A 26,959-nucleotide genomic window follows, 5' to 3' on the forward strand; every position below is an offset into this window, starting at 1 on the left:
CGAGCCAAACGAGGAGACGTCATGACCGAACCCGACCAGCGGTCCGGCGATGCCGAGCGGACCGGCGCCGACGAGACCGCCCCGGCCGGCGTACGGAACCCGACCGGGACCGGCCCGGTGGGTGACCCGCCGCCGCTGGTCACCCCGCCCGCCGACACGGTGCCCGGCGAGGTCGTCCTCCGGCTCACCGACGTGGTCAAGACCTTTCCCGGGGTACGCGCCCTGGACGGGGTGCAGCTCGAGGTGCGGGCCGGCGAGGTGCACTGCCTGCTCGGCCAGAACGGCGCCGGGAAGTCGACGCTGATCAAGGTCCTCTCCGGTGCGCACCAGCCCGACTCGGGGCAGGTGGAGTGGCTCGGCGAGCCGGTCACGCATCGCAACCCGCAGGCCGCGATGAAGGCCGGCATCGCCACCATCTACCAGGAACTCGACCTGGTCGAGGACCTGTCGGTCGCCGAGAACGCCTTCCTCGGGCACGAACCGAAGACTCTCGGCTTCGTCCGGCGCGGCTACATGGCCCGGCAGACCCGGGAGATCCTGGGCCGGCTCGGGCACCCGGAGATTCCGCCCCGCCGGATGGTGCGCTCGCTGCCCTCGGCCGGCAAGCAGATCGTCAGCATGGCCCGGGCGCTCTCGCACGAGGCGCGACTGATCATCATGGACGAGCCGAGCGCCGTACTGGCGCACGACGAGGTCGGCAACCTGTTCCGGATCATCCGGGAGCTGACCGCCCAGGGCATCGCGGTCATCTACATCTCGCACCGGCTGGAGGAGATCCGCGAGATCGGTGACCGGGTCACCGTACTCAAGGACGGCCGGACCACCGCGGCGAACCTGCCGGCCCGATCCACCCCGACCCGCGACCTGGTCAGCCGGATGACCGGCCGGACCATCGAGTACGTCTTCCCGGACCGCCCCGCCGAGGCCCCGGCCGCCGCGACCCTGCTGGAGGTGCGCGAACTCGGCCGGGAGGGCGAGTTCGCCGACGTGTCGCTGACCGTGCGGGCCGGCGAGATCGTCGGCATCGCCGGTCTGGTCGGCTCGGGCCGCTCCGAGCTGCTGGAGACGATCTTCGGGGCCCGCCGGGCCAGCTCCGGCACGGTCTCGATGGCCGGCCGGCCGGTCCGGCCGGGCAGTGTCGGCGCCGCCGTCCGGGCCGGGATGGGGATGGCCCCGGAGGAGCGCAAGAGCCAGGCGCTGCTGCTCGGCGAGCCGATCTACCGCAACGTCACGCTGGCCACCTTCACCCGCTGGGCCCGGCTGGGCTTCACCGACGCGCGCCGGGAGCGGGCCGAGGCGAACGAGGTCGCCGACCGGCTGGAGCTGCGGCCCCGGGACGTCCGGCGACCGGTCCGGACGCTCTCCGGCGGCAACCAGCAGAAGGTCGTGGTCGGCCGCTGGCTGCTCGGCGACACGAAACTGCTGCTGCTCGACGAGCCGACCCGGGGCGTCGACGTCGGCGCCCGCGCCGAGCTGTACCAGGTGATCCGGGCGCTGGCCGCCCGGGGAGTGGGCGTACTGCTGGTCTCCAGCGAGGTGCCGGAGGTGCTCGGCCTGGCCGACCGCGTGCTGGTGATGCGGGAGGGCCGGGTGGTGCACGAAGCGCCGGCCGGAGAACTCGACGAAGACACCGTGCTCGACCTCGTGATGGCGGGGTCGCTGATGGAGGGGGCGCCAGCGTGACCGAACGTACCGAGACCGCCGCGCCGGCGGGAACGGCGCCGCCGGTTGACCGGCCGTCGCCGGTGTCGCCGGCACCGGCCGGAGCGCCGGTGCACAAGGGCGCCGGTGCGCCCGGGAACGGCACCGGCCGGTGGAGCGGCGACGCGGGTGAGACCTTCCGGCGCAACCTGGGCCTGGTCGGGGTACTGGTGGTGCTGATCATCATCGGCGTCGTCACCCGCCCCGACCTGTACGGCGACCCGTCCTGGGTCCGGGCGAACATCTTCTCGATCCTCACCCTGGCCTCGGTGGTCGGCGTGGTGACCGTCGGGATGACCTTCGTGATCATCGGTGGCGGGATCGACCTCTCGGTCGGCGCGATCGTGGCGTTGGCCGGGGTCTGGAGCACCACGGTCGCGACCCAGAGCTACGGCGCCGGGGGGATGATCTTCACGGCGATCGTGGTGGCGGTCTGCGTCGGGCTGGTCAACGGCTTCCTGATCTCGTACGGCCGGCTGGTGCCGTTCATCGCCACCCTGGCCATGCTGGTCGCCGCCCGGGGTCTCGCCGCCGAGATCTCCGACAAGCAGACCCAGGTCTCCAACAACGCGACCATCAACGGCATCGCGAGTACGGACCTCCTCGGCATCCCGGTGCTGGTCTTCATCCTCGCCGGGGTGGTCGCGGCCGGCTGGGTGCTGCTCAACCGCACCACCTTCGGCCGGCGTACGGTCGCGGTCGGCGGCAACCCGGAGGCGGCCCGGCTGGCCGGCATCAACGTACGCCGGCACAGCATGCTGCTCTACGCGCTCTCCGGCCTCTGCTGCGGAATCGCCGCGATCATGCTCACCGCCCAGGCGAACTCCGCACAGGCGGCGATGGCGAACCTCTACGAACTCGACGCGATCGCCGCGGCGATCATCGGTGGCACGCTGCTCAGCGGCGGCCGGGGCACGATCATCGGCTCCCTGCTCGGTGTGATCATCTTCGCCACCATCACCAACCTGTTCGCGATCAACGGCCTCTCCACCGAGGCGCAGAACATGGTCAAGGGCGGCATCATCGTCGCCGCCGTACTGGTCCAGCAGTTCCGGTTCAAGTCGGTCACCCAGCTCCTCGCCAGAAACAAGCTCAGCTCGACGAACTGACGCACCGCAGCAATCCGGTGGCGCCCGCCGCCGGTGGCCCACCCCGGCCACCGGCCGGTGGACCTCACCCACCTCACCCCACCCGAAGTCGAAATAACCAGGAGGTCGTTATGACCCAGCACGATCCGCTCCGGCCGGTGCGTGACCTGTCCCGCCGCCGGCTGCTGCTCGGCGGGGCGGCGGTGGGCGCCGGTGCCCTGCTCACCGCCTGCACCAGCAATGACACCGGCTCCGGTTCCGGCGGGAACGAGCAGGTCAAGGAGGCGGACAACGCCGCCAACCCGAACAGCGCGCCGGGCGAGCGGGTGGTCATCGGCTTCTCCGCCCCGGCCGCCGACCACGGCTGGCTCGCCGCCATCACCAAGAACGCCGAGGCGCAGGCGAAGGTCTTCTCGGACGTGGAGTTCAAGACGGTGGCCGCCGGTGCGGACGCCGCCGCCCAGCGGGCCGCGCTCTCCACGCTGATCTCGCAGAAGCCGAACGTGATCGTCATGCTGCCGCACGACGGCAAGGAGCTGAACGCCTCCGGGCTGGAGGCGATGAAGGCCGGCATCCCGGTGGTCAACCTGGACCGGGCGTTCCCGGACGCGCTGGCCTACCGGCTCCAGATCAAGGGCGACAACTACGGCATGGGCGTCGCGGCCGGCCGCTACATCGGCGAGCAGATGAAGGCCAAGGGCATCGCCAACCCGATCATCGGCGAGATCGCCGGCATGGACGAGCTGGAGCTGACCAAGGAGCGGTCCGCCGGCTTCGCCGCCGAACTGGCCGTCTACGGCTTCAAGGTGGCCAACCGCCGCGCCGCCCGGTTCACCGCCGACACCGGCCAGAGCGAGGCCTCGCAGCTGCTCCAGGCGTTGCCCAAGATGGACGCGCTGTGGAACCACGACGACGACCAGGGCATCGGGGTACTCGCGGCGATCAAGCAGGCCAACCGTTCCGAGTTCATCATGGTCGGCGGCGCCGGCTCCAAGGCCGCCATCGACGCGATCGCGGCCGACAACAGCGTCCTGAAGGCAACCGTCACCTACAGCCCCTCGATGGCCTCGTCGGCGATCTCGCTGGCCCGGCTCATCGGCCAGGGCAAGGGCATGTCCGACCTGGTCGAGCTGCAGGTGCCGAAGGAGATCACTCTGGCCTCCGAGACGATCACGAAGGAGAACGCGAGCCAGTACGCCAAGCTCGGGTTCTGACACACCGGGGGGAGACCCACCTTGTCCACGAATGAGAAAGAACTGCGGGTCGGCATGGTCGGCTACGCGTTCATGGGCGCCGCGCACTCGCAGGCGTGGCGGACCGTGAACCGCGTCTTCGACCTGCCGGTACGTGCCCGGATGGCCCTGATCTGCGGCCGGGACGAGTCCAAGGTCGCCGACGCGGCCGGCCGGCTCGGCTGGGAGGGCCACACCACCGACTGGCGCGAGCTGATCGCCCGGGACGACATCGACATCGTCGACGTCTGTACGCCCGGCGACAGCCACGCCGAGATCACCATCGCGGCCCTGGAGGCGGGCAAGCACGTACTGTGCGAGAAGCCGCTGGCCAACACGGTCGAGGAGGCTCGGGCCATGGTCGCCGCGGCGGCCAAGGCCCAGACGGTGGGCGTACGGGCCATGTGCGGGTTCAACTACCGCCGGGTACCCGCGGTCAGCCTGATGCGGGAGTTGGTCGCCTCCGGCCGGCTCGGCGCGATTCGGCACGTCCGCGCGGTCTACCTGCAGGACTGGATCACCGACCCGCAGTTCCCGCTGGTGTGGCGGCTGCAGAAGGACAAGGCGGGGTCCGGTGCGCTCGGCGACATCGGGGCGCACATCATCGACCTGACCCAGTTCGTGACCGGTCAGCGGATCGCCGGGGTCAGCGCGATCACCGAGACCTTCGTCAAGGAGCGTCCGCTGCCGGCAGAGTCGAGCGGGCTGGCCGCCTCGGCCGACGGTGCCGGGGCCGCCATGGGTCAGGTCACCGTCGACGACGCGGCGGTCTTCGTGGCCCGGCTCGACGGCGGCGCGCTCGCCACCTACGAGGCGACCCGGTTCGCCACCGGGCGGCGCAACGGACTGCGGGTCGAGATCAACGGTTCGCTCGGCTCGGTGGCGTTCGACCTGGAACGCCTCAACGAGCTGGAGTTCTACGACGCCACGGAGCCCGGTGCCGAGCAGGGCTTCCGGCGGATCCTGGTGACCGAGGGCGACCACCCGTACATGGCGGCATGGTGGCCGCCGGGACACATCATCGGCTACGAGCACTCGTTCACGCACGAGCTGCGGGACTTCCTCGCGGCGATCGCCAGCGGATCGGACCCGTCCCCGTCGTTCACCGAAGCGCTCCAGGTCCAGCTCGTGCTGGACGCCGTGGAGCGCTCGGCGGAGCTGGGCTCGTCCTTCACCGCGGTGGAGCAGGTACCCGCTCCGGTCACCGCGTAACTCGCACGACCGGCGTACGCCGGCTTCGCAGCCCCCGGGCGCGGAGCCGGCACCGCCGGAAGAAGTTGTCCACCCGTCGGGTGGCCCGGCCCGGGCTTGGGCCGGAACCCGACCCGAGAAGCTTTCCGGAACGACCGGCGAGGGTCCGGTCGCGGTTGCGCCCCGCGACCGGAGGGAGGTCGACCCGGAAGGAGTGCGCACGCGCACGGCGGAGTCCGCTCCAGCCGTGCCGGGCGACAGGTGACACGGCCGTCCGGTGTGGCCGGACCGGGATTCCCCGGTCGCACCGGACGCCGGAACCGCACCGGCCGACCCCCGGCCGGTGGTACCACCGCCGCCGGTGACCCCCGGACCGGCCCCGCAGCACGACCCGTCCCGGCCACCCGGCCGGGGCCGCCCCGACGACTTCGCCCGACGACTTCGCCTCGCCGTCCACAGTGGCCGGTGGTGGCACAACTCCACAGCGAGACCTGCGACCGGAGCCGGCAACCCCCGCCGCCCGGCCGCACCGGACCGGGGGAGGCAGGACCGCGACGCCGACCGGCCCTGCCTACCAAGCCCCGTCCGCCCGCACGGTCACGGACCCGAGCAGTGTCGTTGCCGCCGACTCCGGCGCTGCCGCACGGGATGTTCCACCGCGACGGTCGGGCGGGCGGGGCGCTTTTCACAGCTGCGAGGCAAGATGTCCCGATAGGTGGACTCGGTGGGCCGATCCGAGACATGGCACGGTTCGTCGTAGTACACCCCCGGTCGGCCCAGGGGCCGTGCCGGCACCGGAGGGAGGAGCACTATGCGTACGGGTATCTGGCTGGTTGGCGGGCGTGGTTCGGTCGCCGTGACCAGTACGGTCGGGGCGCTGGCCCTGCGAGCCGGGCTGGCCGAGCCGACAGGCTGCGTGACCGAGCTGCCGGCCCTGCGTAGCGCCGCCCTGCCGGCCCTGGCCGACCTGGTCTTCGGTGGGCACGACATCGCCACCACCCCGCTGGTGAAGAAGGCCGAGGCGCTGGCCGAGGCGGGCGTACTGCCGGCCCGGCTGGTGGCGGCGCTGGCCGAGGAACTCGGCGCGGTCGAGGCCGAGCTGCGGCCGGCACCGAGCGGTGGCCCGCAGGCGGCCACCGTCGAGACGATCGTCGCCGACCTGACGGGATTCCGGGAACGGCACCGACTCGACCGGGTGGTGGTGGTCAACGTCTCCTCGACCGAGCCGGCCCCGCAGGCGCACCCGGCACACGCCCGGCTCTCCGAACTGGACGCCGCGCTCACCCAGGGCAGCCCACTGCCGGTCAGCTCCACGTACGCCTACGCCGCCTTCACCGCCGGATGTTCCTATGTGGACTTCACCCCGTCCACCGGCGCCCGGCTCCCCGCCCTGGCCGAGCTGGCCCGTCAGGCCGGCCTCCCGTACGCCGGGCACGACGGCAAGACCGGCGAGACGCTGGTGAAGTCGGTCCTCGCCCCGATGTTCGCGATGCGGAACCTGCGGGTACGGAGCTGGTCCGGCACCAACCTGCTCGGCGGCGGCGACGGCGCCAACCTGGCCGAACCGGCGGCGAACGCGGCCAAGTCCGCCAGCAAGCAGCGGGTACTCGGCGAGACCCTCGGCTACGTCCCGCAGGGCAACACCCGGATCGAGTACGTCGACGACATCGGCGACTTCAAGACCGCCTGGGACCTGGTCACCTTCGCCGGCTTCCTCGGTACCCCGATGCGGATGGAGTTCACCTGGCACGGCTGCGACTCCTCCCTCGCCGCGCCGCTGGTGCTCGACCTGGCCCGGCTGACCGCCGCCGCGCACCGGGCCGGCCGGACCGGCCCCCTCACCGAGCTGGCGTTCTTCTTCAAGGACCCGCTCGGCGAGGTGCCGCACGCCCTCGCCGAACAGTGGGCCACGCTGCGCGCCTTCGTCCGCGAGCTGGACGCCGCGCTGACTTCGGGGGACTCGGATGCCGTCACTGCGTGACCTGACCGAGCTGGTCCGGGCGCCGGCCGCGCTCTCGGTCCCCGGGGACGTGGTGGCCGGGGCGGCCGCCGCCGACGCGCTGGACCGCCGGGTACCGGGGCTGGCCGGGGCCTCCGTGCTGCTCTACTGGGCCGGGATGGCCGCCAACGACCTCGCGGACCGCGAACTCGACGCGCGGGAGCGGCCCGAGCGGCCGATCCCGAGCGGCCGGGTCTCGCCGGGGTTCGCCCTCGGCGTCTCGGCCGGGCTCACCGCCGCCGGGATCGGGCTCGCCGGGCTGGCCGGTGGCCGCCGGGCGCTGGCCGTGGCGGTGCCGCTGGCCGGCGCGGTCTGGGCGTACGACCTCTGGGCCAAGAACACCGCGGCCGGGCCGGCGGTGATGGCCACCTGCCGGGGGCTGGACGTGCTGCTCGGCGCGAGCCGGGGTCGGATGGTCCGGGCGGTACCGGCGGCGCTGACGGTGGCCGCGCACACGTACACGGTCACCGAACTCTCCCGACGGGAGGTATCCGGGGCGACCCGGGCGCTGCCGGCGGCGACCCTGGCCGGTACCGCCGCGGTGGCCGCTGCCGCGGTCACCCGCTGCACCGAGCCGGCCCGCCGCACCGGCCGGCGCACCCTGGTCCCGGCCGCCCTCGCCGGCTGGTACGGACTCCAGTACGGCACCGCGCAGGCCCGGGTGGCGGCCGACCCGCAGGCGTCCCGGGTCCGGGCGGCGGTCGGCGCCGGCATCACCGGCCTGCCCGCGCTCCAGGGCGCGCTGGTCGCCCGGACCGGTGCCACGCTGCTCGGCGTCGCGGTTGCCGCCGCCGCCCCGATCGGGCGACGGCTCGCCCGACTGGTGTCGCCGACGTGAGCGCTTCCGGGGCCGCCGCCGCACTGCCCGGCCTGCGGTTCGGGTACGGGACCAACGGCTTCGCCAACCACCGCCTCGACGACGCGCTGCGGGTCATCGCCGACCTCGGTTACCAGGGTGTGGCGCTGACCCTGGACCACGACCACCTGGACCCGTTCGCCCCGGAGCTGGCGGCCCGGGTGGCGGCGGTGGGCCGGAGCCTCGCCGCGCACGGCCTCGGGGTGGTGATCGAGACCGGGGCACGCTACCTGCTCGACCCCTGGCGCAAGCACGCCCCGACGCTGCTGCACGACGACAACGCGCTACGGGTCGAGTTCCTCCGCCGGGCCGTCGCGATCGGCGCCGACCTGGGCGCCGAGGCGGTCTCCTTCTGGTCCGGGGTACGACCGGCCGGCGTCGAGCCGGCGACCGCCTGGGATCGGCTCGTCGCCGGCTGTGCCGAACTGGTCGAGGTCGCCGACGCCGCCGGGATGCCGCTCGGCTTCGAGCCGGAGCCGGGCATGCTGGTGGCGGAGATCGCCGACTGGTGGCGGCTGCGGGACGCCCTGGGCGGCCCGCCCGGCTTCGGCATCACCCTCGACATCGGACACTGCCGGTGCCTGGAGCCGCAGCCGGTGCCCGACTGCGTCGCGCAGGTGGCTCCGCACCTGGTCAACGTGCAGATCGACGACATGCGCCGGGGCGTGCACGAGCACCTGGAGTTCGGCACCGGGGAGATCGACTTCCCGCCCGTACTGCGGGCGCTGGCCGAGGCCGGTTACGCCGGACTGGTCGCCGTCGAGCTGCCCCGGCACTCGCACGCCGCCCCCACCGTGGCGGCGCAGTCGATCGACTTCCTCCGGGGCGCCGCCGCCGACGCCGGGCTCACCGAGGCGCGGGGCGGCGCACTGCCGGACCGGGGGCGGTGACCGGCACACCGGACCGACCACGTACCACCACCGGGGGGACCGCGACCACCATCCACACCGGAAAGACTGGGGAGGACCGGATGGAACCGGAACCGGAACTGGAACGACTGCGGGCGGCGCTGCTGGCCGTACCCGACGGGCGGCCGCCCGAGCCATGGCTGGCCGAGGCGTTACGCCGGGTCGGGGCCGAACCGTCGGCGATCGGGCGGCTCTTCGCGGCGGCCGGCCGCAGGTGCGGCCGGGCGCCCCTGCCCGACCTGCCGCAGTGGTCCGCCGACGACGCGGCCCGGGTACTGCTGCTCGGCGCGCTGCCCCCGGCCGAGCTGCCCGGCCAGATCGAGGCCCGCTACCGCGAGGGCGACGCGGCCGAGAAGCGGGCGGTACTCCGGGCACTGCCGCTGCTGCCGGTCGGCGACGCCGGGGTACCGCTGCTGCACGACGCGATCCGGACCAACGACACCCGGCTGGTCGCCGCCGCCCTCGGCCCGTACGCCGACCGGCTCGACCAGGCCGCCTGGCGGCAGGCGGTGCTCAAGTGCGTCTTCACCGGCATCCCGCTGGCCGCCGTGCACGGGCTCGACCGGCGGGCCGACGCCGAGCTGGCCGGCATGCTGGCCGGGTTCGCCGACGAGCGCCGGGCGGCCGGCCGTGAGATGCCGGCCGACGCGACCGCGTTGCTGGATCGACTGAGCGCCCTGCACCGGTCGGGGACCCCGACCGGGCCGGCTGCGGAGGAGGCGTAATGAGGATCTTCGACCCGCACATCCACATGACCTCGCGGACCACCGACGACTACGAGCGGATGGCCGCCGCCGGGGTACGCGCCCTGGTGGAGCCGGCGTTCTGGCTCGGTCAGCCCCGGACCAGCGCCGCCTCCTTCGTCGACTACTTCGACTCCCTCGTCGGCTGGGAGCCGTTCCGGGCCGGCCAGTTCGGCATCCGGCACCACGCCACGATCGCGCTGAACCCGAAGGAGGCCAACGACCCGCGCTGCCGGGAGGTGCTCGAGCTGCTGCCCCGCTATCTCGACAAGGACGGCGTGGTGGCGGTCGGCGAGGTCGGCTACGACTCGATGACGCCGGAGGAGGACGAGGTTTTCGCCGCCCAGCTCGCCCTGGCGGTCGAACACGAGCTGCCGGCCCTGGTGCACACCCCGCACCGGGACAAGGCCCGGGGCACCGAACGCAGCCTGGCGGTGGTCGCCGAGTCCGGGCTCGACCCCGGCCGGGTGGTGATCGACCACCTCAACGAGGTGACCGTGCCGCTGGTCCGGGACACCGGCTGCTGGCTCGGCTTCTCCATCTATCCCGAGACGAAGATGTCGCCGCCGAGGATGGTCGAGCTGCTCCGCAGGTACGGCACCGAGCGGATGCTGGTCAACTCGGCCGCCGACTGGGGCCGGTCGGACCCGCTGCTGACCCGGGCCACCGGCGAGGCGATGTTGGCCGCCGGATTCGACGCCGACGATGTCGACCGGGTGCTCTGGCGCAACCCGGTGGAGTTCTACGGCCAGTCCGGCCGGCTGGACCTCGACCCGGACGAGTCGTCCGGCGAGGCGCCGCCGGTCACCTTCGAGGGGAACTCGATCCTGCGGGGCGGTAGCTGATGCGGCTGCGGCACGCCGACGGGCAACTGGTGCACCTGAGCTACTGCACCAACGTGCATCCGGCCGAGGACCTGGCCGGGGTGCTGGGACAGCTCGACACGTACGCGGTGCCGATCCGGGAACGGCTGGGCGCCGACGTACTCGGACTGGGGCTGTGGCTGGCCGCGCCGGTGGCGGCCGGACTCGCCGCCGACCCGCAGACCCGGCGGCGGCTGCGCGCCGAGCTGACCGCGCGCGGGCTGGAGGTGGTGACCCTGAACGGCTTCCCCTACCAGTCCTTCCACGCCCCGGTGGTGAAGCAGGCCGTCTACCACCCGGACTGGACCACCCGGGAGCGGCTGGTCTACACCCTGAACCTGGCCACCGTACTGGTCGACCTGCTTCCCGACGACGCCGTCCGGGGCTCGGTCTCCACCCTGCCGCTGGCCTGGCGCCAGCCGTGGGAGCGGCGGCAGGCCGACCGGGCGGCCCGGGTGCTCGACGAGCTGGCCGCCGGGCTGACCCAGATCGCCTGGCGTACCGGCCGGGCGGTCCGGGTCGGCTTCGAGCCGGAGCCGGGCTGCGTGGTCGAGTCGACGGGCCAGGCGGTAGCCGCACTGTCCCGGGTGGACACCGACCGGCTCGGCATCTGCCTCGACCTGGCCCACCTCGCCTGCGCCTGGGAGGATCCGGCGCAGGCGCTGGGCCGGCTCCGCGCCGCCGGGCTGCCGGTGGTGAAGGTGCAGGTCTCGGCCGCGCTGGCCGCCGCCGACCCGGTCGCCGCCGCCGACGTGCTGCGCGGGTACGTCGAACCGCGTTTCCTGCACCAGACCCGCGCCGAGCCGTGCCGGCACTCCGCCGACCCGGCCGACCCGGCACACGCCGCCGACGACCTCGACGCGGCGCTGGACGCCGGGCTGCCCGGCGCCTGGCGGGTGCACTACCACGTACCGCTGCACGCCGTACCCGCCGCGCCGCTGGAGTCCACCGTGCCGGTGCTCCGGGACGCGCTGCGGGAGCTGTTCGCCGGGCCGGTCGCCGGCTGCGACCACCTGGACGTCGAGACGTACACCTGGGGGGTGCTGCCGGCCGGGCAGCGCCCGGGGTCGGACGCGGAGCTGGCCGGCGGGATCGCCGCCGAACTGGCCTTCGCCCGCGACGAACTCGTCGCGCTCGGGCTGACCGAGGACTCCGGCGCCCCCGTACCCGCGCCGAGGAGGCACGATGGCTGACCCGTTGGTCGTGATCGACGTGGTCGGGCTGACCCCCCGACTGCTCGCCCACATGCCCCGGCTGCGCGCCGTGGCCGACGCCGGCTGCCAGGCCGAACTCGGCACCGTGCTGCCGGCGGTCACCTGCTCGGCCCAGGCGACGCTGCTCACCGGGGCGCTGCCGGCCGCGCACGGCATCGTCGGCAACGGCTGGTACTTCCGGGACCTCGGCGAGGTCTTCCTCTGGCGGCAGCACCACGCGCTGATGGGTGGGGAGAAGGTCTGGCAGGCGGCCCGCCGGGAGCGCCCGGACTACACGGTGGCGAACGTCTGCTGGTGGTACGCGATGGGCGCCGACGTGAACTGGACGGTGACGCCCCGGCCGATCTACTACGCCGACGGGCGCAAGGAGCCGGACTGCTACACCGACCCGCCGGAGCTGCACGACGAGCTGACCGGGAAGCTGGGCGGGTTCCCGCTCTTCACGTACTGGGGTCCGGGGGCGGGGCTGCCGTCGTCGCGGTGGATCTGCCGGGCGGCCGAGCAGATCATGGTGGAGAAGAATCCCGACCTGACCCTGGTCTACGTCCCGCACCTCGACTACGACCTGCAACGCTTCGGCCCGTCCTCGCCGCAGGCGGCGGCCGCCGCGACCGAACTGGACGGGGTACTCGGCCCGCTGCTGGACGCGGCGGCCGCCCGGAACGCGACAGTGGTGGTGCTGTCGGAGTACGGCATCACCGAGGCGAGCCGGCCGGTGGACGTGAACCGGCTGCTCCGGGCCGAGGGGCTGCTCCGGGTCTACACCCAGGACGGGATGGAGTACCTGGACCCGTGGACCTCCCGGGCGTTCGCGGTCGCCGACCACCAGATCGCGCACGTCTACGTGAAGGACCCGGCCGACGTGCCGGCGGTGGCGAAGCTCTGCGCGGGGCTGAGCGGGGTAGCGCAGGTGCTGGACGCCGCCGGCAAGGCGGAGCACGGGCTGGACCACGAGCGGGCCGGCGAACTCGTGCTGGTCGCCGAGCCGGACGCCTGGTTCACCTACTACTACTGGTTGGACGACGCCCGGGCCCCGGACTTCGCCCGGCTGGTGGAGATCCACCGCAAACCCGGGTACGACCCGGCCGAGCTCTTCTTCGACCCGGCCGCGCCGGGCGCGGCGAAGCGCCGGGCGGCGGTGGCGCTGGCCCGCAAGAAGCTCGGGATGCGCTACCTGATGAGCGTGGTCGGGCTGGATGCCGGCGCGCGGGCGGTACGCGGCTCGCACGGCCGGCTGCCGGCCGATCCGGCGGACGGCCCGGTGTTGATCTGCTCGGACCGGTCGGTGGCCCGGGACCGCTACCAGGCCACCGAGGTCAAGAGCCTGCTGCTCCGCCTCTCCGGCGTCGATCCCGCCGCGACCGGGGGAGGGCGGTCATGACGGCGACCGTGCCGGAGGTGGATCTCGGCGAACTACGGAAGCGCTTCGACGCCCAGCTCGTCGCCTTCCTCGACCGGCAGGACCCGGACTGGCCGGACGGGGCGCCCCGGGGCGTCTTCACCACCCTGCACCGGTTCGTGCTGGCCGGCGGCAAGCGGCTGCGCCCGCTCTTCTGCTACTGGGGCTGGCGGGCCGCCGGTGGCGCGGACGGTACCCCGATCGTGGCCGCCGCCGCCGCGCTGGAGCTGTTCCACGCCTTCGCGCTGATCCACGACGACATCATGGACGGCAGCGACCGGCGCCGGGGCGAGCCCTCGGTGCACCGGCTCTTCGCCGACCTGCACGCCCGGTCGGCCTGGCGCGGCGACCCGGCCTCGTACGGGCGCAGTACCGCACTGCTCTGCGGTGATCTCTGCGCCGCCTGGGCGGACCAGCTCTTCCACGAGTGCGGGCTGACCCCGGAGGAGGTGCACCGGGGGTACGGCGTCTTCGCGACCATGCGTACCGAGGTGATCGCCGGGCAGTATCTGGATCTGGTCTCGGGGGTGGGGGACGGGTCGGTGGCGAGCGCCCTGACGGTGATCCGGATGAAGGCCGCCCGTTACACGGTGACCCGGCCGTTGCAGATCGGTGCCGCGCTGGCGGCGGGCTCGCCGGAGCTGCTGGCCGCGCTGGCCGCCTTCGGTGACCCGCTCGGCGACGCGTTCCAGCTCCGGGACGACGTGCTCGGGGTCTTCGGCGACCCGGCATTGACCGGCAAGTCGATTCTGGAGGATCTGCGGGAGGGAAAGCCGACGGTGATGATGGCGCTGGCCCGGGGAAGTGCGGACCGGGCCCAGGCGCGGCGGTTGAAGGCGCTCTTCGGCAACCCGGAGCTGGATCCGGACGGAGCGGCCGAGCTGCGGGCCATCATCGTCGACACCGGCGCGCTGGACCGGATAGAGCAGATGATCAAGGTACGCGTCGACGCGGCGCTGGCCGCGCTCGCCGACACGCCACTGGGTGACGAGACCGCGGGCGTACTGGCCGCGCTGGCCGCGCAGACGGTCGACCGGCAGTTGTAGCCGCTGGCGACGAAGCGCGGCCCACGCTCCACAGTGGTACGCAGAGCGCCCTGTCGATCACCGACGGCGCAACTTTTCGCCGTGTCGACAAAAGTTCATGTTGACGTGGCAGAAGGTATGGACACATCAACACATGGAAATTACTGTGTCGAGCACAGCTCAGAGTTGTTACGTCGAGGTAACCGACGGCGCGGTTTGCCCACGACAGCGATCGACGTACCGGTGTGCCCATGCCGGTGCACGGTCGCGGCTTGGCGGGAACGGCGGCCCCCGGGCGGAGATCCACCCCGACGGCATCTGGCGCGACGGCGAGCGCCCTGCCTGTACGCAACTGTTCAGGACGGGAGTGCACGACCATGTCTTCCACCGACCATCCACATCCGCCCCGCCGACCCCTGGCCGGTCGAGCCTCTGCCAGACAACGGCGGTGGGCCTCCGGTGCGGCGCTGCTGCTGGCCGCCACCACGCTCCCGGCGGTGATCGCCCCGGCCACCCCCGCCGTGGCGCACCCGATCAACGCCTCCGACTTCCAGCAGGTGACCCTGGCCCGGGGCGTCGCCGAGGTGGGCGAGCCGATGACCATCGCCGTGCTGCCGGACCGCTCCGTGCTGCACACCGCCCGCAACGGCACGCTGCGCCGCACCGACGCGGCCGGCAACACGGCGGTACTCGGCACGCTGCCGGTCTACACCCATGACGAGGAGGGGTTGCAGGGCGTCGGCGCCGACCCCGGCTTCGCCACCAACCGGCAGATCTACCTCTACTACGCCCCGCCGCTGAGCACCCCGGCCGGTGACGCGCCGGCCACCGGCACGGCGGCGCAGTTCGCGCCCTTCGCCGGGGTCAACCGGCTCTCCCGGTTCACCCTGAACGCCGACTTCACCCTCAACATGGCAAGCCAGGTGACCGTGCTGGACGTGCCGGCGGACCGGGGGATGTGCTGCCACGTCGGCGGCGACATCGACTTCGACGCCGCCGGCAACCTCTATCTCTCCACAGGGGACGACAGCAACCCCTTCGAGTCCGGCGGCTACGCGCCGATCGACGAGCGGACCAACCGCTATCCGGCGTACGACGCACAGCGCTCGGCCGGGAACACCAACGACCTGCGGGGCAAGATCCTGCGGATCAAGGTGAACGCCAACGGGACGTACTCGATCCCGAGCGGGAACCTCTTCGCGCCCGGCACCGCGAACACCCGGCCCGAAATCTACGCGATGGGCTTCCGCAACCCGTTCCGGATGAGCGTCGACAAGGCCACCGGGCACGTCTACGTCGGCGACTACGGCCCGGACGCCGGCTCCACCAACCCCAACCGGGGCCCGAGCGGGCAGGTCGAGTTCAACCGGATCACCTCGCCCGGCAACTACGGCTGGCCGTACTGCACCGGGACGAACACCAGCACCGAGACGTACAACGAGTGGACCTTCCCGGACGGGCCCAGCGGGGCGAAGTACAACTGCACCGGCGGGCCGACCAACAACTCGTTCCGGAACACCGGCCAGTCCACCCTGCCGGCCGCCCGCCCGGCCTGGATCCGGTACGCCGGCGACGCCGGCACCCCGGCCGCGTTCGGCGGCGGCTCGGAGTCGCCGATGGCCGGCCCGGTCTACCGGTACAACGCGTCGAACCCGTCGGCCACCAAGTTCCCGCAGTCCTTCGACGGCCAGTTCTTCGCCACCGAGTTCGGCCGGGGCTGGATCAAGCCGATCCACCTCAACACCGACGGCTCGCCCGGCACCATCGACACCTTCCCGTGGGTCGGCAAGCAGGTGATGGACTCGGCGTTCGGGCCGGACGGCTCGTACTACGTACTCGACTACGGCACCGGCTACTTCAACGGGGACGCCAACTCGGCGCTCTACCGCTTCGACTACGTCGGCGGCGGCAACCGGGCCCCGATCGCGGTGGCCAGCGCCAACCCGACCTCCGGGGTCGCCCCGCTGACCGTGAACTTCTCCTCGGCCGGCTCGTCCGACCCCGAGGGCGGGGCGCTGAGCTACTCCTGGGCGTTCGGCGACGGCAGCACGTCGACGGCGGCGAACCCGACGAAGACGTACAGCGCGAACGGCACCTACACGGCGACGCTGACCGTACGCGACCCGGCCGGCGCCACCGGCACCGCCAGCGTCACCATCGGGGTCGGCAACACCGCGCCCACGGTGACCATCACCGCCCCGGCCGTCGGGCAACTCGTCGCCTTCGGTGACGCGGTGCCGTTCTCGATCACCGTCACCGACCCGGAGGACGGCACCATCGACTGCTCCCGGGTCAAGATGAACTACGTCCTCGGGCACGACAGCCACGGCCACCTGATCACCACCGCCACCGGCTGCTCCGGCACCATCACCATCCCGGTCGACGGCGAGCACGACGACGCGGCGAACATCTTCCCGATCTTCGACGCCGAGTACACCGACCGGGGCGGGCTGACCACGCACAGCCAGCACGAGCTGACCCCGAAGCGCCGGCAGGCCGAGCACTACGAGACCTCGTCCGGGGTGAACAGGTTCGCCAAGACCACGGCCGAGGGCGGCCAGACCGTCGGTGACATCAACAACGGGGACTGGATCGCCTTCACGCCGTACCGGCTGGCCAACGCCACCTCGTTCAGCGCCCGGGTCTCGTCGGCCGGGGCCGGCGGCACCATCCAGGTGCGGGCCGGCTCCGCCACCGGCACCGTACTGGGCAGCGCCACCGTGCCGGTCACCGGCGGCTGGGACACCTTCACCACCGTCACCGGCACGATCGCCAACCCGCCGGCCGGCACCACCACGCTCTACCTGACCTTCGCCGGCTCCGGCACCGGTGCCCTCTACGACGTGGACGCCTTCACCATCAACACCGGCAGCTCCGGTGGCGGTGGCGGCACCGGCCCGATCGTCGGGCTGGCCGGAAAGTGCCTGGAGATCGAGGGCGGCGGCACCGCCGACGGCAGCCAGGCGCAGATCTGGAACTGCACCGGATCGGCCCACCAGACCTGGACCAGGAACGGCCAGACCCTACGTACCCTGGGCAAGTGTCTGGACGTCTCCGGCGCGGGCACCGCCAACGGCACCAAGATCCAGCTCTGGACCTGCAACGGCACCGCCGCCCAGAACTGGGCCCCGCAGGCCGACGGCTCGGTGCGCAACGCCGGCTCGGCCAAGTGCCTGGACGTCTCCGACAACAGCTCCGCCGACGGGCAGAACGTGCACCTCTGGGACTGCATAGCCGGCGCCGCCAACCAAAAGTGGACCCTGCCCTGACGTGTAAGGAAGGGCCCCCGCTTATCGCATTTTGTAGATGCGGGGGCCCTTCCTAACCGCCCTCACAAGGGAGAGCGACGATGCGACTGTTCCGCAGCAGAACCCGGACGACCGTCCGGCCCCTCCTTGCCATCGCCACCACCGCGGCGGCGGTGCTGGCCTGCACCACGGTGCCGGCCGGCCCGGCCAGCGCCGCCGACGCCCCCTACGACGTGCTGGTCTTCTCCAAGACCGCCGGGTTCCGGCACGACTCGATCGCCGCCGGCACCCAGGCGATCCGCGAACTCGGCGCGGCGAACAACTTCACCGTGACCGCCACCGAGGACGCCGCCGCGTTCAGCACCGCCAACCTCGGCCAGTACGAGGTGGTGGTCTTCCTGAACACCACCGGCGACACCCTGAACGCCGCCCAGCAGAGCGCCTTCGAGTCGTACATCCGCAGCGGCAAGGGGTACGTCGGGGTGCACGCCGCCGCCGACACCGAGTACGACTGGCCGTTCTACGGCAACCTGGTCGGGGCGTACTTCGCCTCGCACCCGGCGATCCAGCAGGCCAACGTGAAGGCGGTGGACCGGGGGCACGCGGCGACGGCGCACCTGCCGCAGACCTGGACCCGCACCGACGAGTGGTACAACTACCGCACCAACGCCCGGTCCACCGCGCGGGTGCTGGCGACGCTGGACGAGTCGTCGTACTCCGGTGGCGGGATGGGGGCGGACCACCCGCACGCCTGGTGCAAGTCGTACGAGGGCGGCCGCTCCTTCTACACCGGCGGCGGCCACACCCAGGCGTCGTACGCCGAGCCGGCGTTCCGGGCGCACCTGCTCGGCGGCATCCGGTACGCGGCCGGTCGCAGCAAGGCCGACTGCCGGCCCGAGTCCGGCTACACGACCCTGTACAACGGCTCCACCACCGGCTGGTCCCAGGCCGGACCGGGCAGCTTCACCAACGCCGACGCCACGCTGACCTCGGTCGGCGGCATGGGCCTGTACTGGTACAGCGCCAAGCAGTTCAGCTCGTACTCGCTGAAGCTGGACTGGCGGATGGCCGGCGACGACAACTCCGGGATCTTCATCGGCTTCCCGCCGTCGTCCGACCCCTGGTCGGCGGTTGACAACGGCTACGAGATCCAGATCGACGCCACCGACGCGGCCGACCGGACCACCGGGGCGGTCTACACCTTCAAGTCCGCCGACATCGCGGCCCGGGACGCCGCGCTGAACCCGCCCGGCGAGTGGAACAGCTACGAGCTGCTGGTCGAGGGGGAGCGGCTGCGGATCTACCTCAACGGTGTGCTGGTCAACGACTTCACCAACACCAACCCGGTGCGGTCGCTGGCCGGGCACATCGGCATCCAGAACCACGGCACCGGCGACGACGTCTCGTTCCGGAACATCCGGATCAAGGAACTCGGTGGCGGCCCCGGACCGGACCCGGGCCAGAACACCACGGTCCAGGCCGAGGCGTTCAGCGCGCAGAGCGGGGTCCAGGTGGTCGGCAAGGCCGGCGCCAACGGCGGTTCGACGATCGGGTACCTGGACCCGGGTGACTGGGCGGCCTACAACGGGCAGAACCTGACCGGGGTCACCTCGCTGCGGGCCCGGGTCGTCTCCGGCGGTGCCGGTGGCACCCTCCAGGTCCGGACCGGTTCGCAGACCGGCCCGGTGCACGGGACCGCGACGATCTCCAACACCGGTGGCTGGGAGAGCTACGCCGAGGTGAGTACCGCGCTGACCGGCCTGCCGAGCGGCACCGGGAACCTCTACCTCACCGTCGCCGGTTCCGGCACCGGCCTCTACGACGTCGACGAGTTCACCCTGGTGCGTGCGACGAGCGGCGGCGGTGGGTCCGGGACCGGGCCGGTGGTCGGGCTGGCCGGCAAGTGTCTGGAGATCGACGGTGGCGGCTCCGCCGACGGTACGCAGGCACAGCTCAACACCTGCGTCGCCAACTCGGCCCGGCAGACCTGGACCCGTACCGGCCAGACCCTCCGGGCGCTCGGCAAGTGTCTCGACATCTCCGGCTCGGGTACCGCGAACGGCACCAGGGTCCAGCTCTGGACCTGCAACTCCACCGGGGCACAGAACTGGGCCGCCCAGGCCGACGGGACCCTGCGCAACCCCGGCTCCGGCAAGTGCCTGGACGTGTCGAACAACAGCTCGGCGGACGGCCAGGACGTACACCTGTGGGACTGCGTCGCCGGCGCCGCCAACCAGAAGTGGACGTTGCCCTGAGCTGAGCGGGTGGCGGGCGGCGCGCCATCCCCACCACCCGCCCAGCGCGCCCCCGCCGCCCGCCGCCAAGGGAGACGGATCGGCCGCGAACAGTGCACAGGGTCGGACCGTCCCCGCCCCGCCTTCCGGGCCCTCGGATCCGGGAGGCGGGGCTTCCTTGCGCCGGGCGGCACGGCCTAGAGTGGTCGTGGCGATCCTCGGTGATGGCCGGCGACCAGGCGGGAGGCGCAACCCGCCCGGCTCGGGTGCGGCTGCGCACGTGCCGACCACACCGCCGGGGAAGTTCCCGCCACCGTTCCGGACGGCCACCCTCGCCCCGGTCCACCGGCGCCGCCTGCGGCGCAGTCGCGAATCCCGCGTGACCAACAGGGAGAAAGACCATGGCGCGACCCATCACGCTCTTCACCGGCCAGTGGGCCGACCTACCGTTCGAGGAGGTGTGCCGGCTCGCCTCGGAGTGGGGCTACGACGGGCTGGAGATCGCCTGCTGGGGTGATCACTTCGAGGTCGACAAGGCGCTCGCCGACGACTCGTACGTCGACCGCAAGCGCCAGACGCTGGCCAAGTACAACCTCAAGGTCTGGACGATCTCCAACCACCTGGTCGGGCAGGCGGTCTGCGACCACCCGATCGACGAGCGGCACCAGGACATCCTGCCGGCCCGGATCTGGGGTGACGGGGAGCCGGAGGGGGTCCGGCAGCGGGCCGCCGAGGAGATCAAGGACACCGCACGGGCGGCGGCGAAGCTCGGCGTCAAGACCGTCGTCGGCTTCACCGGCTCGTCGATCTGGCACACCCTGGCGATGTTCCCGCCGGTTCCGCCGTCGATGATCGAAAAGGGCTACCAGGACTTCGCCGACCGGTGGAACCCGATCCTGGACGTCTTCGACGAGGTGGGGGTGCGGTTCGCGCACGAGGTGCACCCGAGCGAGATCGCGTACGACTACTGGACCACCCGGCGGACCCTGGAGGCGATCGGGCACCGGCCGGCGTTCGGGCTGAACTGGGACCCGTCGCACTTCGTCTGGCAGGAACTCGACCCGGTGAACTTCATCTTCGACTTCGCCGACCGGATCTACCACGTCGACTGCAAGGACGCGAAGGTGCGTACCGGGGACGGGCGGCGGGGCCGGCTCGCCTCCCACCTGCCCTGGGCGGACCTGCGCCGGGGCTGGGACTTCGTCTCGACCGGGCACGGCGACGTGCCGTGGGAGGACTCGTTCCGGGCGCTGAACGCGATCGGCTACGACGGCCCGATCTCGATCGAGTGGGAGGACGCCGGGATGGACCGGCTGGTCGGGGCGCCCGAGGCGTTGCAGTTCGTCCGCCGGCTCGCCTTCGACGCCCCGAGCGCGGCCTTCGACGCCGCGTTCAGCAGCAAGGAGTGAGCCGCCGGCGTCGGCGACCCACACCGGCCGGCGGGTAGGCGACGGCTCCGCCAGCCGACGGGCTCCGTCAGCCGACGGCTCCGTGTACGGAGAACGGCGCGGGGCCGACCCAGGATCGGGTCGGCCCCGCGCCGTTCACGCGATGTGGTGCACGTGCTCAGAAGGTGGTGCCGTTCGCTCCCGAGGCCGCCCGGGAGGCGGGAGCGGTCGTCGAGGACTTCGTACCCGTTCCCGACTTCGTGCTCGATCCGGTCGTCGTGCTCGACCCGGAGGCCGTACCCGATCCGGTTGCTGCCGTGCTCGATCCGGTCGCCGTGCCCGATCCGGACGTGCTGCCCGACCCGGCGGTCGCGTTCGTGCGACCGCTGTCGTCGGTGTCCGACTCGGACGAGCTGCCGTTGCCCAGGGCGATCTTCTCGCCCAGCCTGGTGTGGCTGAGCCGGTCCTTGCCCTCGGTGTACAGCCGGGAAGCCTGGGCCTGAGCCACCCCGGCCGCCTCCTGCACCGTCGGGTGGTCGAGGACCTGACGACCCTTGAGAACCAGCTCCTCGTACCTCTCCCGGCCCGCGCGGGCGCCCAGGACGAAGCCCACAGCCAGCCCGCCGACGAACCACAGCTTTCCGCGCATGACGGCTCCTCTCCGTGTTCTGACGCGGTCAGCGCCCCCGGCTTCCCGTTGGGCGACCGTGTCGCGCCTGCGTCGTCTGTCCCCAGGTCCGTACCCATCCTCCACCGATGTCATGCCTGGTTGTGGCCCCCGTGCCGTTTTGTCCAGATAACTGGCCTGGAGCACCCCCGGACAACCGGCCCGGAGCGCCTCCGGCGATAACCCGGTAGCCCGGTACCCCCACCCGTCCTGTACTCTTGTCCCGTCGCACGGCGCCGGAGAGATCCAGTGCCGGCCAATGCGATCCCCCGTAGCTCAATTGGCAGAGCAGCCGGCTGTTAACCGGCAGGTTTTTGGTTCGAGTCCAAACGGGGGAGCTTTCCCAACATCCCGCCCGTCGGCCCCGCCGACGGGCATCGTCATATCTGGGGTCCGTCCGGCCTCCGGCGCCCGCCGGCCCACGGTGGCGGTCGCTTCTCGTGACACACCTCGCCCGGACCGGCGGCGCGGTGACCGGGCGGCACGGACGCGCACGGGACGGATGGGTGGGAAATGGCTGGATCGCGGCGCCGGGCCGCCCTGCTGCTCGCCGCCCTGCTCGCGGTCGGCTGGCTGGCGGTGGGTGCGCTGTCGACGCCGTACCCGGGCAGGCTCAGCGAGGTCGCCACCAACGACAACGCCGCGTTCCTGCCGGCGGACGCCGAGGCCACCCGGGGTGAACGGCTCGCCGCCGGATTCGTCGAGCGGCCGACCATACCGGCACTGGTGGTCTACGCCCGGGACAGTGGGGTCACCGACGCCGACCGGCAGCGGGTGAGCGGCGACCTGGCCCGGTTCGCCACCGTACCGGGGGTGGTGGCGCCGCTGCCGCCGCCGATACCCAGCGCCGACGGCAAGGCGCTCCAGGTGATCGTGCCGGTCGACAACACCGAGGACGACCGGACCCGCGAGGTGGTCGGTGAGCTGCGCCGGATCGCCGAGCACGGCGCCGACCCCGGCCGGGTCGTCGTGGTCGGCGGCCCGGCCGGAATGCTCGGCGACCTGATCGAGGTCTTCTCGTCGATCGACGGGCCGCTGCTGCTGGTCACCCTCGGGGTGGTCTTCGTCATCCTGCTGGTGGTCTACCGCAGCCCGGTGCTCTGGATCGTCCCGCTGCTCGCCGCCGGCCTGTCGTACGCGCTCGCCGCCCTGGCGGTCTACTTCCTGGCCAAGAACGGCGTGATCACGCTCAACGGGCAGGCACAGGGCATCCTCACCGTGCTCGTCTTCGGGGCGGGCACCGACTACGCCCTGCTGCTGATCGCCCGCTACCGCGAAGAACTGTGCCGGCACCACGACACCGCCACCGCGATCCTCGCCGCCTGGCGGGGCGCCGCCCCGGCCATCTTCGCCTCCGGCGGCACCGTCATCGCCGGGCTGCTCTGCCTGCTGCTCTCCACCCTCAGCTCCAACCAGGCCATGGGGCCGGTCGCGGCGGTCGGCATCGGCGCCACCCTGGTGGTGATGCTGACCTTCCTGCCCGCACTGCTGCTGCTCGGCGGGCGGTGGGCGTTCTGGCCCCGGTCGCCGTACGTCGAGCACGCCGCGACCGTCGGCCGGCTGTGGAAACCGGTCGCGCACTTCATCGCCCGCCGGGCCCGGCTCGTCTGGGTGCTGACCACCCTCGCCCTGATCGCGCTCGGCTTCGGCCTGACCCAGCTCGGTGCCACCCGGCTGAGCCAGTCCGAGCTGTTCACCAACAAGACCGACTCGGTCCTCGCCCAGGAGGTGATCGACCGGCACTATCCGGGTGGGCTGGGCAGCCCCGTCACCATCTTCCCGCTGGCCGGCGCGGCCGACCGGGTGGAAGCGGCGGCCCGCGCCGTACCGGGAGTGGCCGAGGTGCGCGCCGTCCCGGCCGGCGACCCGAACGCGACCGGTTCGGAAGCCGCTCCGGGTGCCCCGGGTGCGTCCGGCGGGCCGCCGAAGGTGGTGGACGGCCGGGTCCAGCTCCAGGCCACCCTGACGGCGCCGGCCGACAGCGCCGAGGCGGAGCAGACGGTACGCGAGCTGCGCGTCGCCGTACACGCGGTGCCGGACGCGGACGCGGTGGTCGGCGGCTCCTCCGCGGTCAGCGTGGACACCGCCGACGCCACCACCCGGGACCGGAACGTGATCATCCCGGCCGTGCTCGGGGTGATCGCGGTGATCCTGGCCCTGCTGCTCCGGGCCCTGCTCGCGCCGATCCTGCTGATCCTCACCGTGGTGCTGTCGTTCCTGGCCACCCTCGGGCTCTGCGCGTTCCTCTTCCGGTACGCCTTCGGCTTCCCCGGGGTCGACGCGTCGTTTCCGCTCTTCGCGTTCGTCTTCCTCGTCGCGCTCGGCATCGACTACAACATCTTCCTGATGAGCCGGGTCCGGGAGGAGTCGGTGCACCGGGGCACCCGGTCCGGGGTGTTGCGCGGGCTGGTGGTCACCGGCGGCGTGATCACCTCGGCCGGGTTCGTGCTGGCGGCGACCTTCTCGGCACTGGCCGTACTGCCACTGGTGATCCTGATCGAGCTGGGGTTGGCGGTCGCGCTCGGCGTCCTGCTGGACACCATCGTCGTACGCTCCCTGCTGGTGCCGGCGCTGACCTACGACATCGGGCCGGCGGTCTGGTGGCCGTCCAGGTTGTCCCGGATCCGCGGCCACCCGGAGAACCATCCGGAGACACGGTGAGCGGCGTGCCCGAACTGCCGGCGCAGACCGATGTGGTGATCGTCGGCGGCGGGATGGCCGGGCTCGCCGCCGCCCGTCGACTGCACCGGGCCGGTACGCCCTGGCTGCTGGTCGAGGCCGCCGAGCGGCTCGGCGGCCGGGTCGGTACGGAGGCGGTGGACGGCTACCTGATCGATCGCGGCTTCCAGGTGGTGAACACCGGGTATCCGCGGCTCTCTGCGCTGGTGGACCTGACCTCGCTGGGACTCGGCTACTTCACCCAGGGCGTACTGGTGCGCCGGGGCGGGACCCTGCACCGGATGGTCCACCCGCTGCGGGACCCGTTCGGCGCGACCCGTACGGTGCTGACCGGCCTCGCCGACGCGGCCGGGCTCGGGCGGCTCGGGAACGTACCGGCGGGCCAGGATCTCGACCGGGTCGTCGGCGGGCGGCTCGCGGACGTACGCCGGATCAGCAGTGTCGGCCGGGCCACGGACCGGCTCCGGCTGGCGGCGCTGGCGGCCCGATGTGCTGGCTACCCGGTGGACCGGCTGCTCGCGGCCCCGGAGACCAGCACCGAGACGGCGCTGCGCCGGGCCGGGCTCTCCGACCGGATCGTCGAGGAACTCCTCCGGCCGTTCCTCTCCGGAGTCTTCGGCGAGCGGGAGCTGCACACCTCCAGCCACGCCTTCGCGATGGTCGTCCGGTCGTTCGCCCGGGGCCGGATCGGGCTGCCGGCGGCCGGGATCGCGGCGCTGCCCGAGGCCCTCGCCACCCCGCTGCCGGGGTCGCTGATCGCGCTCGGCGTCGCCGCCACGTCGCTGCGGCCCGGACTGGTCCGCACCTCGGCCGGGGCGGTCCGCTGCCGGGCCGTACTCGTCGCCACCGACCCGCGCGCCGCGACCGCCCTGCTGCCGCCACTGCGCCGGGTACGCATGCACGCCCTGACCACCTACTACCACTCGACGGTCGAACCGCCGCTGGACGAGCCGATCCTGCTGCTCGACGGGGACCGGCGGGAACTGGTCGCCAACACGACGGTGGTGAGCCACGCCGCGCCGACGTACGCCCCGGCCGGGCGGCACCTGGTGGCGACCTCGGTGGCCGGGCCGATGGTGCCGCCCGAGCCGGTGGTCCGGGCCGAGCTGGCCCGGCTCTACGGCCGCCGGGTCGACGACTGGGAGCACCTGACCACCGTCCCGGTGCCGGAGGCGCTGCCGGCCGCGCCGGCACCGCAGGGGCGGCTGCGCAAGCCGGTCGCGCTGGGGGAGGGGATCTTCGTGGCCGGGGACCACCGGGCGAGCCCGTCCATGCAGGGCGCGCTGGCCAGCGGCTGGCGGGCGGCCGGCGCGATCGACGGGTACCTGCGGGGTTGACCTCGCCTGCGCCGGGTGCGGACCCGGCCGCCCGCTCGGCGTCGCCGCGAGGTCGATGCCGATTGGTATTCTCGCCGTGCCGGAAGCCGTCGGGGCGGTGCCGAACCGGCGAGCGATCCGGTGGGCCGGACGGGCCGACTCGATCTTCGCTGGTGGGCGCCGCATGTCGGTGGCCGGTCGACGCCGTGCCGGGTTACTATCCCGGCGCCCGTTTCGGGGCGGTAGCTCAGCAGGTTAGAGCAGGGGACTCATAATCCCTCGGTCGCGGGTTCGAGTCCCGCCCGCCCCACCACGCTTTACCAGGAGAAATGCCGCTGTCGCAGGCGTTCGAGTTGATCTCTGTACAACCTAGGTACAACCGCGTCATGGCTGTTCAGGGGTAGCCGGTTGTACGCCGAGCAGGGCTCGCCTGGCCCTACGGTCGGCCCCGGTGCACCCGTTCGGGGCAGATCTTGGCTCAGATCGGCGGCCAGGCCCGATGCCGTCGGCACTACCGGCGTCGGGCGGGGCGTGCCCCGGTGACCGCCGCTCGCACAGGCATCGGTCGCAGGCCGGCGACCTGCACGAAGATCTCGCGCTTCTCGACTGCCTCGCCGCTGCGGTCGAGGACGTACCCGGTGAGCCAGCACCACCCGTGGTAGGTGGGCTTTTGGCTGACGCTGGTCACCCGTAGCCACAAGGCGCGGGGACCTGCGAACTGAACGCTTGCCGCGCCGTCCACCCGCACCACGTCGCCCGGGCGCGGTGGCTGGTGCATCAGGGCACCGGGATCAGGAAGCCCGGTCCATCGGGGTTGATGCGTACCCAGCAGTCCGCCGGGTCACCGCAGACGGGGCACTTGCCGTCCGCGTCGGGGCTGTGGTCGTTGGCCAGTTTGTAGCCGTTGATCAGGATGTCGACGGAGGTGAAGGGCACCGGGTCATCGGGGTCGTTCGTCCAGCCGACGAAGCGGTTGTGGAGCCACCCGGCGGGTACGTGGCGCAGATCTTCGGCGGCCTGCATCATGGTGTACGCCAGGTACATCACCATCGAGGTGTACTGATCGGCAAACGCGTCGCTTATCTCCTCGCGTCGGGTCACGCACGGCCAGTCGGCGGCGCACTCGCGGCATGTCCACTCGGGCACGGACGGTTCGTGGTCGCTCATCCCTGCTCCTCATTGGAGGGGCAGAACGGTCGTGGACCTTC

The 26,959-nt window shown here is 72.5% G+C and carries 19 protein-coding genes and 2 tRNA genes; 19 read left to right on the forward strand and 2 right to left on the reverse strand.

Features of this window, described 5'->3' with window-relative positions:
• The first annotated feature begins 21 nt into the window (after nt 1-21).
• The 15 genes from V1634_RS29625 (at nt 22) to V1634_RS29695 (ending at nt 21,110) form a co-directional block, all read left to right on the forward strand.
• The gene (locus tag V1634_RS29625; protein ID WP_331211022.1) at nt 22-1,683 is read left to right on the forward strand and encodes a sugar ABC transporter ATP-binding protein; all 1,662 of its coding nucleotides are present in this window, start codon (nt 22-24) and stop codon (nt 1,681-1,683) included.
• Nucleotides 1,680-2,810 (forward strand): ABC transporter permease, encoded by a 1,131-nt coding sequence (locus tag V1634_RS29630; RefSeq protein ID WP_331211023.1) that lies wholly within the window; start codon nt 1,680-1,682, stop codon nt 2,808-2,810. Before V1634_RS29625 ends, V1634_RS29630 begins: the two co-directional genes overlap by 4 nt.
• Before the next feature lie 110 nt (nt 2,811-2,920).
• Complete coding sequence (locus tag V1634_RS29635) at nt 2,921-4,003, forward strand: substrate-binding domain-containing protein (RefSeq protein ID WP_331211024.1); 1,083 nt, start codon at nt 2,921-2,923, stop codon at nt 4,001-4,003.
• 54 nt (nt 4,004-4,057) lie between these two features.
• Nucleotides 4,058-5,233, forward strand: coding sequence for a Gfo/Idh/MocA family protein (locus tag V1634_RS29640; protein ID WP_407951871.1), 1,176 nt, complete (start codon nt 4,058-4,060; stop codon nt 5,231-5,233).
• A gap of 790 nt (nt 5,234-6,023) precedes the next feature.
• On the forward strand, nt 6,024-7,193 hold the full coding sequence (locus V1634_RS29645) for an inositol-3-phosphate synthase (protein WP_331211026.1): 1,170 nt from the start codon (nt 6,024-6,026) through the stop codon (nt 7,191-7,193).
• Nucleotides 7,177-8,049, forward strand: a complete 873-nt coding sequence (locus V1634_RS29650) for an SCO3242 family prenyltransferase (protein WP_331211027.1) — start codon at nt 7,177-7,179, stop codon at nt 8,047-8,049. The genes V1634_RS29645 and V1634_RS29650 overlap by 17 nt, the downstream gene beginning before the upstream one ends.
• On the forward strand, nt 8,046-8,957 hold the full coding sequence (locus V1634_RS29655) for a sugar phosphate isomerase/epimerase family protein (protein ID WP_331211028.1): 912 nt from the start codon (nt 8,046-8,048) through the stop codon (nt 8,955-8,957). The genes V1634_RS29650 and V1634_RS29655 overlap by 4 nt, the downstream gene beginning before the upstream one ends.
• An 80-nt stretch (nt 8,958-9,037) precedes the next feature.
• Nucleotides 9,038-9,700 (forward strand): EboA domain-containing protein, encoded by a 663-nt coding sequence (locus V1634_RS29660; protein ID WP_331211030.1) that lies wholly within the window; start codon nt 9,038-9,040, stop codon nt 9,698-9,700.
• On the forward strand, nt 9,700-10,563 hold the full coding sequence (locus V1634_RS29665) for a TatD family hydrolase (RefSeq protein WP_331211031.1): 864 nt from the start codon (nt 9,700-9,702) through the stop codon (nt 10,561-10,563). Before V1634_RS29660 ends, V1634_RS29665 begins: the two co-directional genes overlap by 1 nt.
• The gene (gene eboE / locus V1634_RS29670; protein WP_331211032.1) at nt 10,563-11,774 is read left to right on the forward strand and encodes a metabolite traffic protein EboE; all 1,212 of its coding nucleotides are present in this window, start codon (nt 10,563-10,565) and stop codon (nt 11,772-11,774) included. The genes V1634_RS29665 and eboE overlap by 1 nt, the downstream gene beginning before the upstream one ends.
• Nucleotides 11,767-13,176: an alkaline phosphatase family protein gene (locus V1634_RS29675; protein WP_331211033.1), complete on the forward strand. Its 1,410-nt coding sequence runs from the start codon at nt 11,767-11,769 to the stop codon at nt 13,174-13,176. Before eboE ends, V1634_RS29675 begins: the two co-directional genes overlap by 8 nt.
• Nucleotides 13,173-14,240 carry a polyprenyl synthetase family protein gene (locus V1634_RS29680; protein WP_331211034.1) on the forward strand — a complete coding sequence of 356 codons (1,068 nt, stop codon included), beginning with the start codon at nt 13,173-13,175 and terminating at the stop codon, nt 14,238-14,240. Before V1634_RS29675 ends, V1634_RS29680 begins: the two co-directional genes overlap by 4 nt.
• A gap of 356 nt (nt 14,241-14,596) precedes the next feature.
• A complete protein-coding gene (locus tag V1634_RS29685; RefSeq protein WP_331211035.1) occupies nt 14,597-17,488 on the forward strand; it encodes a PQQ-dependent sugar dehydrogenase in 2,892 nt (963 codons plus the stop codon).
• An 80-nt stretch (nt 17,489-17,568) separates the two neighbouring features.
• Nucleotides 17,569-19,722 (forward strand): ThuA domain-containing protein, encoded by a 2,154-nt coding sequence (locus tag V1634_RS29690; RefSeq protein WP_331211036.1) that lies wholly within the window; start codon nt 17,569-17,571, stop codon nt 19,720-19,722.
• Nucleotides 19,723-20,102: 380 nt separating this feature from the next.
• Nucleotides 20,103-21,110 carry a sugar phosphate isomerase/epimerase family protein gene (locus V1634_RS29695; protein ID WP_278063537.1) on the forward strand — a complete coding sequence of 336 codons (1,008 nt, stop codon included), beginning with the start codon at nt 20,103-20,105 and terminating at the stop codon, nt 21,108-21,110.
• 157 nt (nt 21,111-21,267) lie between these two features.
• On the opposite strand, the gene V1634_RS29700 is transcribed toward V1634_RS29695, so the two are convergent.
• The gene (locus V1634_RS29700) at nt 21,268-21,738 is read right to left on the reverse strand and encodes a hypothetical protein (protein WP_331211037.1); all 471 of its coding nucleotides are present in this window, start codon (nt 21,736-21,738) and stop codon (nt 21,268-21,270) included.
• A gap of 283 nt (nt 21,739-22,021) precedes the next feature.
• Between V1634_RS29700 and V1634_RS29705 the strand changes: the two genes are divergently transcribed.
• The 4 genes from V1634_RS29705 (at nt 22,022) to V1634_RS29720 (ending at nt 26,064) form a co-directional block, all read left to right on the forward strand.
• Nucleotides 22,022-22,094, forward strand: a tRNA-Asn gene (locus V1634_RS29705).
• A 175-nt stretch (nt 22,095-22,269) separates the two neighbouring features.
• Nucleotides 22,270-24,417, forward strand: coding sequence for an MMPL family transporter (locus V1634_RS29710; protein ID WP_331211038.1), 2,148 nt, complete (start codon nt 22,270-22,272; stop codon nt 24,415-24,417).
• A 14-nt stretch (nt 24,418-24,431) separates the two neighbouring features.
• Entirely contained in the window at nt 24,432-25,772 is a 1,341-nt protein-coding gene (locus tag V1634_RS29715) for an FAD-dependent oxidoreductase (RefSeq protein WP_331211077.1), read from the forward strand.
• A gap of 215 nt (nt 25,773-25,987) precedes the next feature.
• A tRNA-Ile gene (locus V1634_RS29720) sits at nt 25,988-26,064 on the forward strand.
• 464 nt (nt 26,065-26,528) lie between these two features.
• Here V1634_RS29720 and V1634_RS29725 read toward each other — a convergent pair.
• Nucleotides 26,529-26,918 carry a hypothetical protein gene (locus V1634_RS29725; protein WP_331211039.1) on the reverse strand — a complete coding sequence of 130 codons (390 nt, stop codon included), beginning with the start codon at nt 26,916-26,918 and terminating at the stop codon, nt 26,529-26,531.
• Nucleotides 26,919-26,959: the final 41 nt, after the last annotated feature.

It is taken from the genome of Plantactinospora veratri (assembly GCF_036421995.1).
GTDB lineage: Bacteria > Actinomycetota > Actinomycetes > Mycobacteriales > Micromonosporaceae > Plantactinospora > Plantactinospora veratri.

Bases quoted from the DNA above. Each gene is read 5' to 3' on its own strand.
- V1634_RS29640 (WP_407951871.1), top strand. From the start codon at position 4,058: ATGGTCGGCTACGCGTTCATGGGCGCCGCGCACTCGCAGGCGTGGCGG.
- V1634_RS29665 (WP_331211031.1), top strand. From the start codon at position 9,700: ATGAGGATCTTCGACCCGCACATCCACATGACCTCGCGGACCACCGAC.
- V1634_RS29725 (WP_331211039.1), bottom strand. From the start codon at position 26,918: ATGAGCGACCACGAACCGTCCGTGCCCGAGTGGACATGCCGCGAGTGC.
- V1634_RS29645 (WP_331211026.1), top strand. From the start codon at position 6,024: ATGCGTACGGGTATCTGGCTGGTTGGCGGGCGTGGTTCGGTCGCCGTG.
- V1634_RS29625 (WP_331211022.1), top strand. From the start codon at position 22: ATGACCGAACCCGACCAGCGGTCCGGCGATGCCGAGCGGACCGGCGCC.
- eboE (WP_331211032.1), top strand. From the start codon at position 10,563: ATGCGGCTGCGGCACGCCGACGGGCAACTGGTGCACCTGAGCTACTGC.
- V1634_RS29710 (WP_331211038.1), top strand. From the start codon at position 22,270: ATGGCTGGATCGCGGCGCCGGGCCGCCCTGCTGCTCGCCGCCCTGCTC.
- V1634_RS29690 (WP_331211036.1), top strand. From the start codon at position 17,569: ATGCGACTGTTCCGCAGCAGAACCCGGACGACCGTCCGGCCCCTCCTT.
- V1634_RS29685 (WP_331211035.1), top strand. From the start codon at position 14,597: ATGTCTTCCACCGACCATCCACATCCGCCCCGCCGACCCCTGGCCGGT.
- V1634_RS29695 (WP_278063537.1), top strand. From the start codon at position 20,103: ATGGCGCGACCCATCACGCTCTTCACCGGCCAGTGGGCCGACCTACCG.
- V1634_RS29680 (WP_331211034.1), top strand. From the start codon at position 13,173: ATGACGGCGACCGTGCCGGAGGTGGATCTCGGCGAACTACGGAAGCGC.
- V1634_RS29635 (WP_331211024.1), top strand. From the start codon at position 2,921: ATGACCCAGCACGATCCGCTCCGGCCGGTGCGTGACCTGTCCCGCCGC.
- V1634_RS29660 (WP_331211030.1), top strand. From the start codon at position 9,038: ATGGAACCGGAACCGGAACTGGAACGACTGCGGGCGGCGCTGCTGGCC.
- V1634_RS29700 (WP_331211037.1), bottom strand. From the start codon at position 21,738: ATGCGCGGAAAGCTGTGGTTCGTCGGCGGGCTGGCTGTGGGCTTCGTC.
- V1634_RS29650 (WP_331211027.1), top strand. From the start codon at position 7,177: ATGCCGTCACTGCGTGACCTGACCGAGCTGGTCCGGGCGCCGGCCGCG.
- V1634_RS29675 (WP_331211033.1), top strand. From the start codon at position 11,767: ATGGCTGACCCGTTGGTCGTGATCGACGTGGTCGGGCTGACCCCCCGA.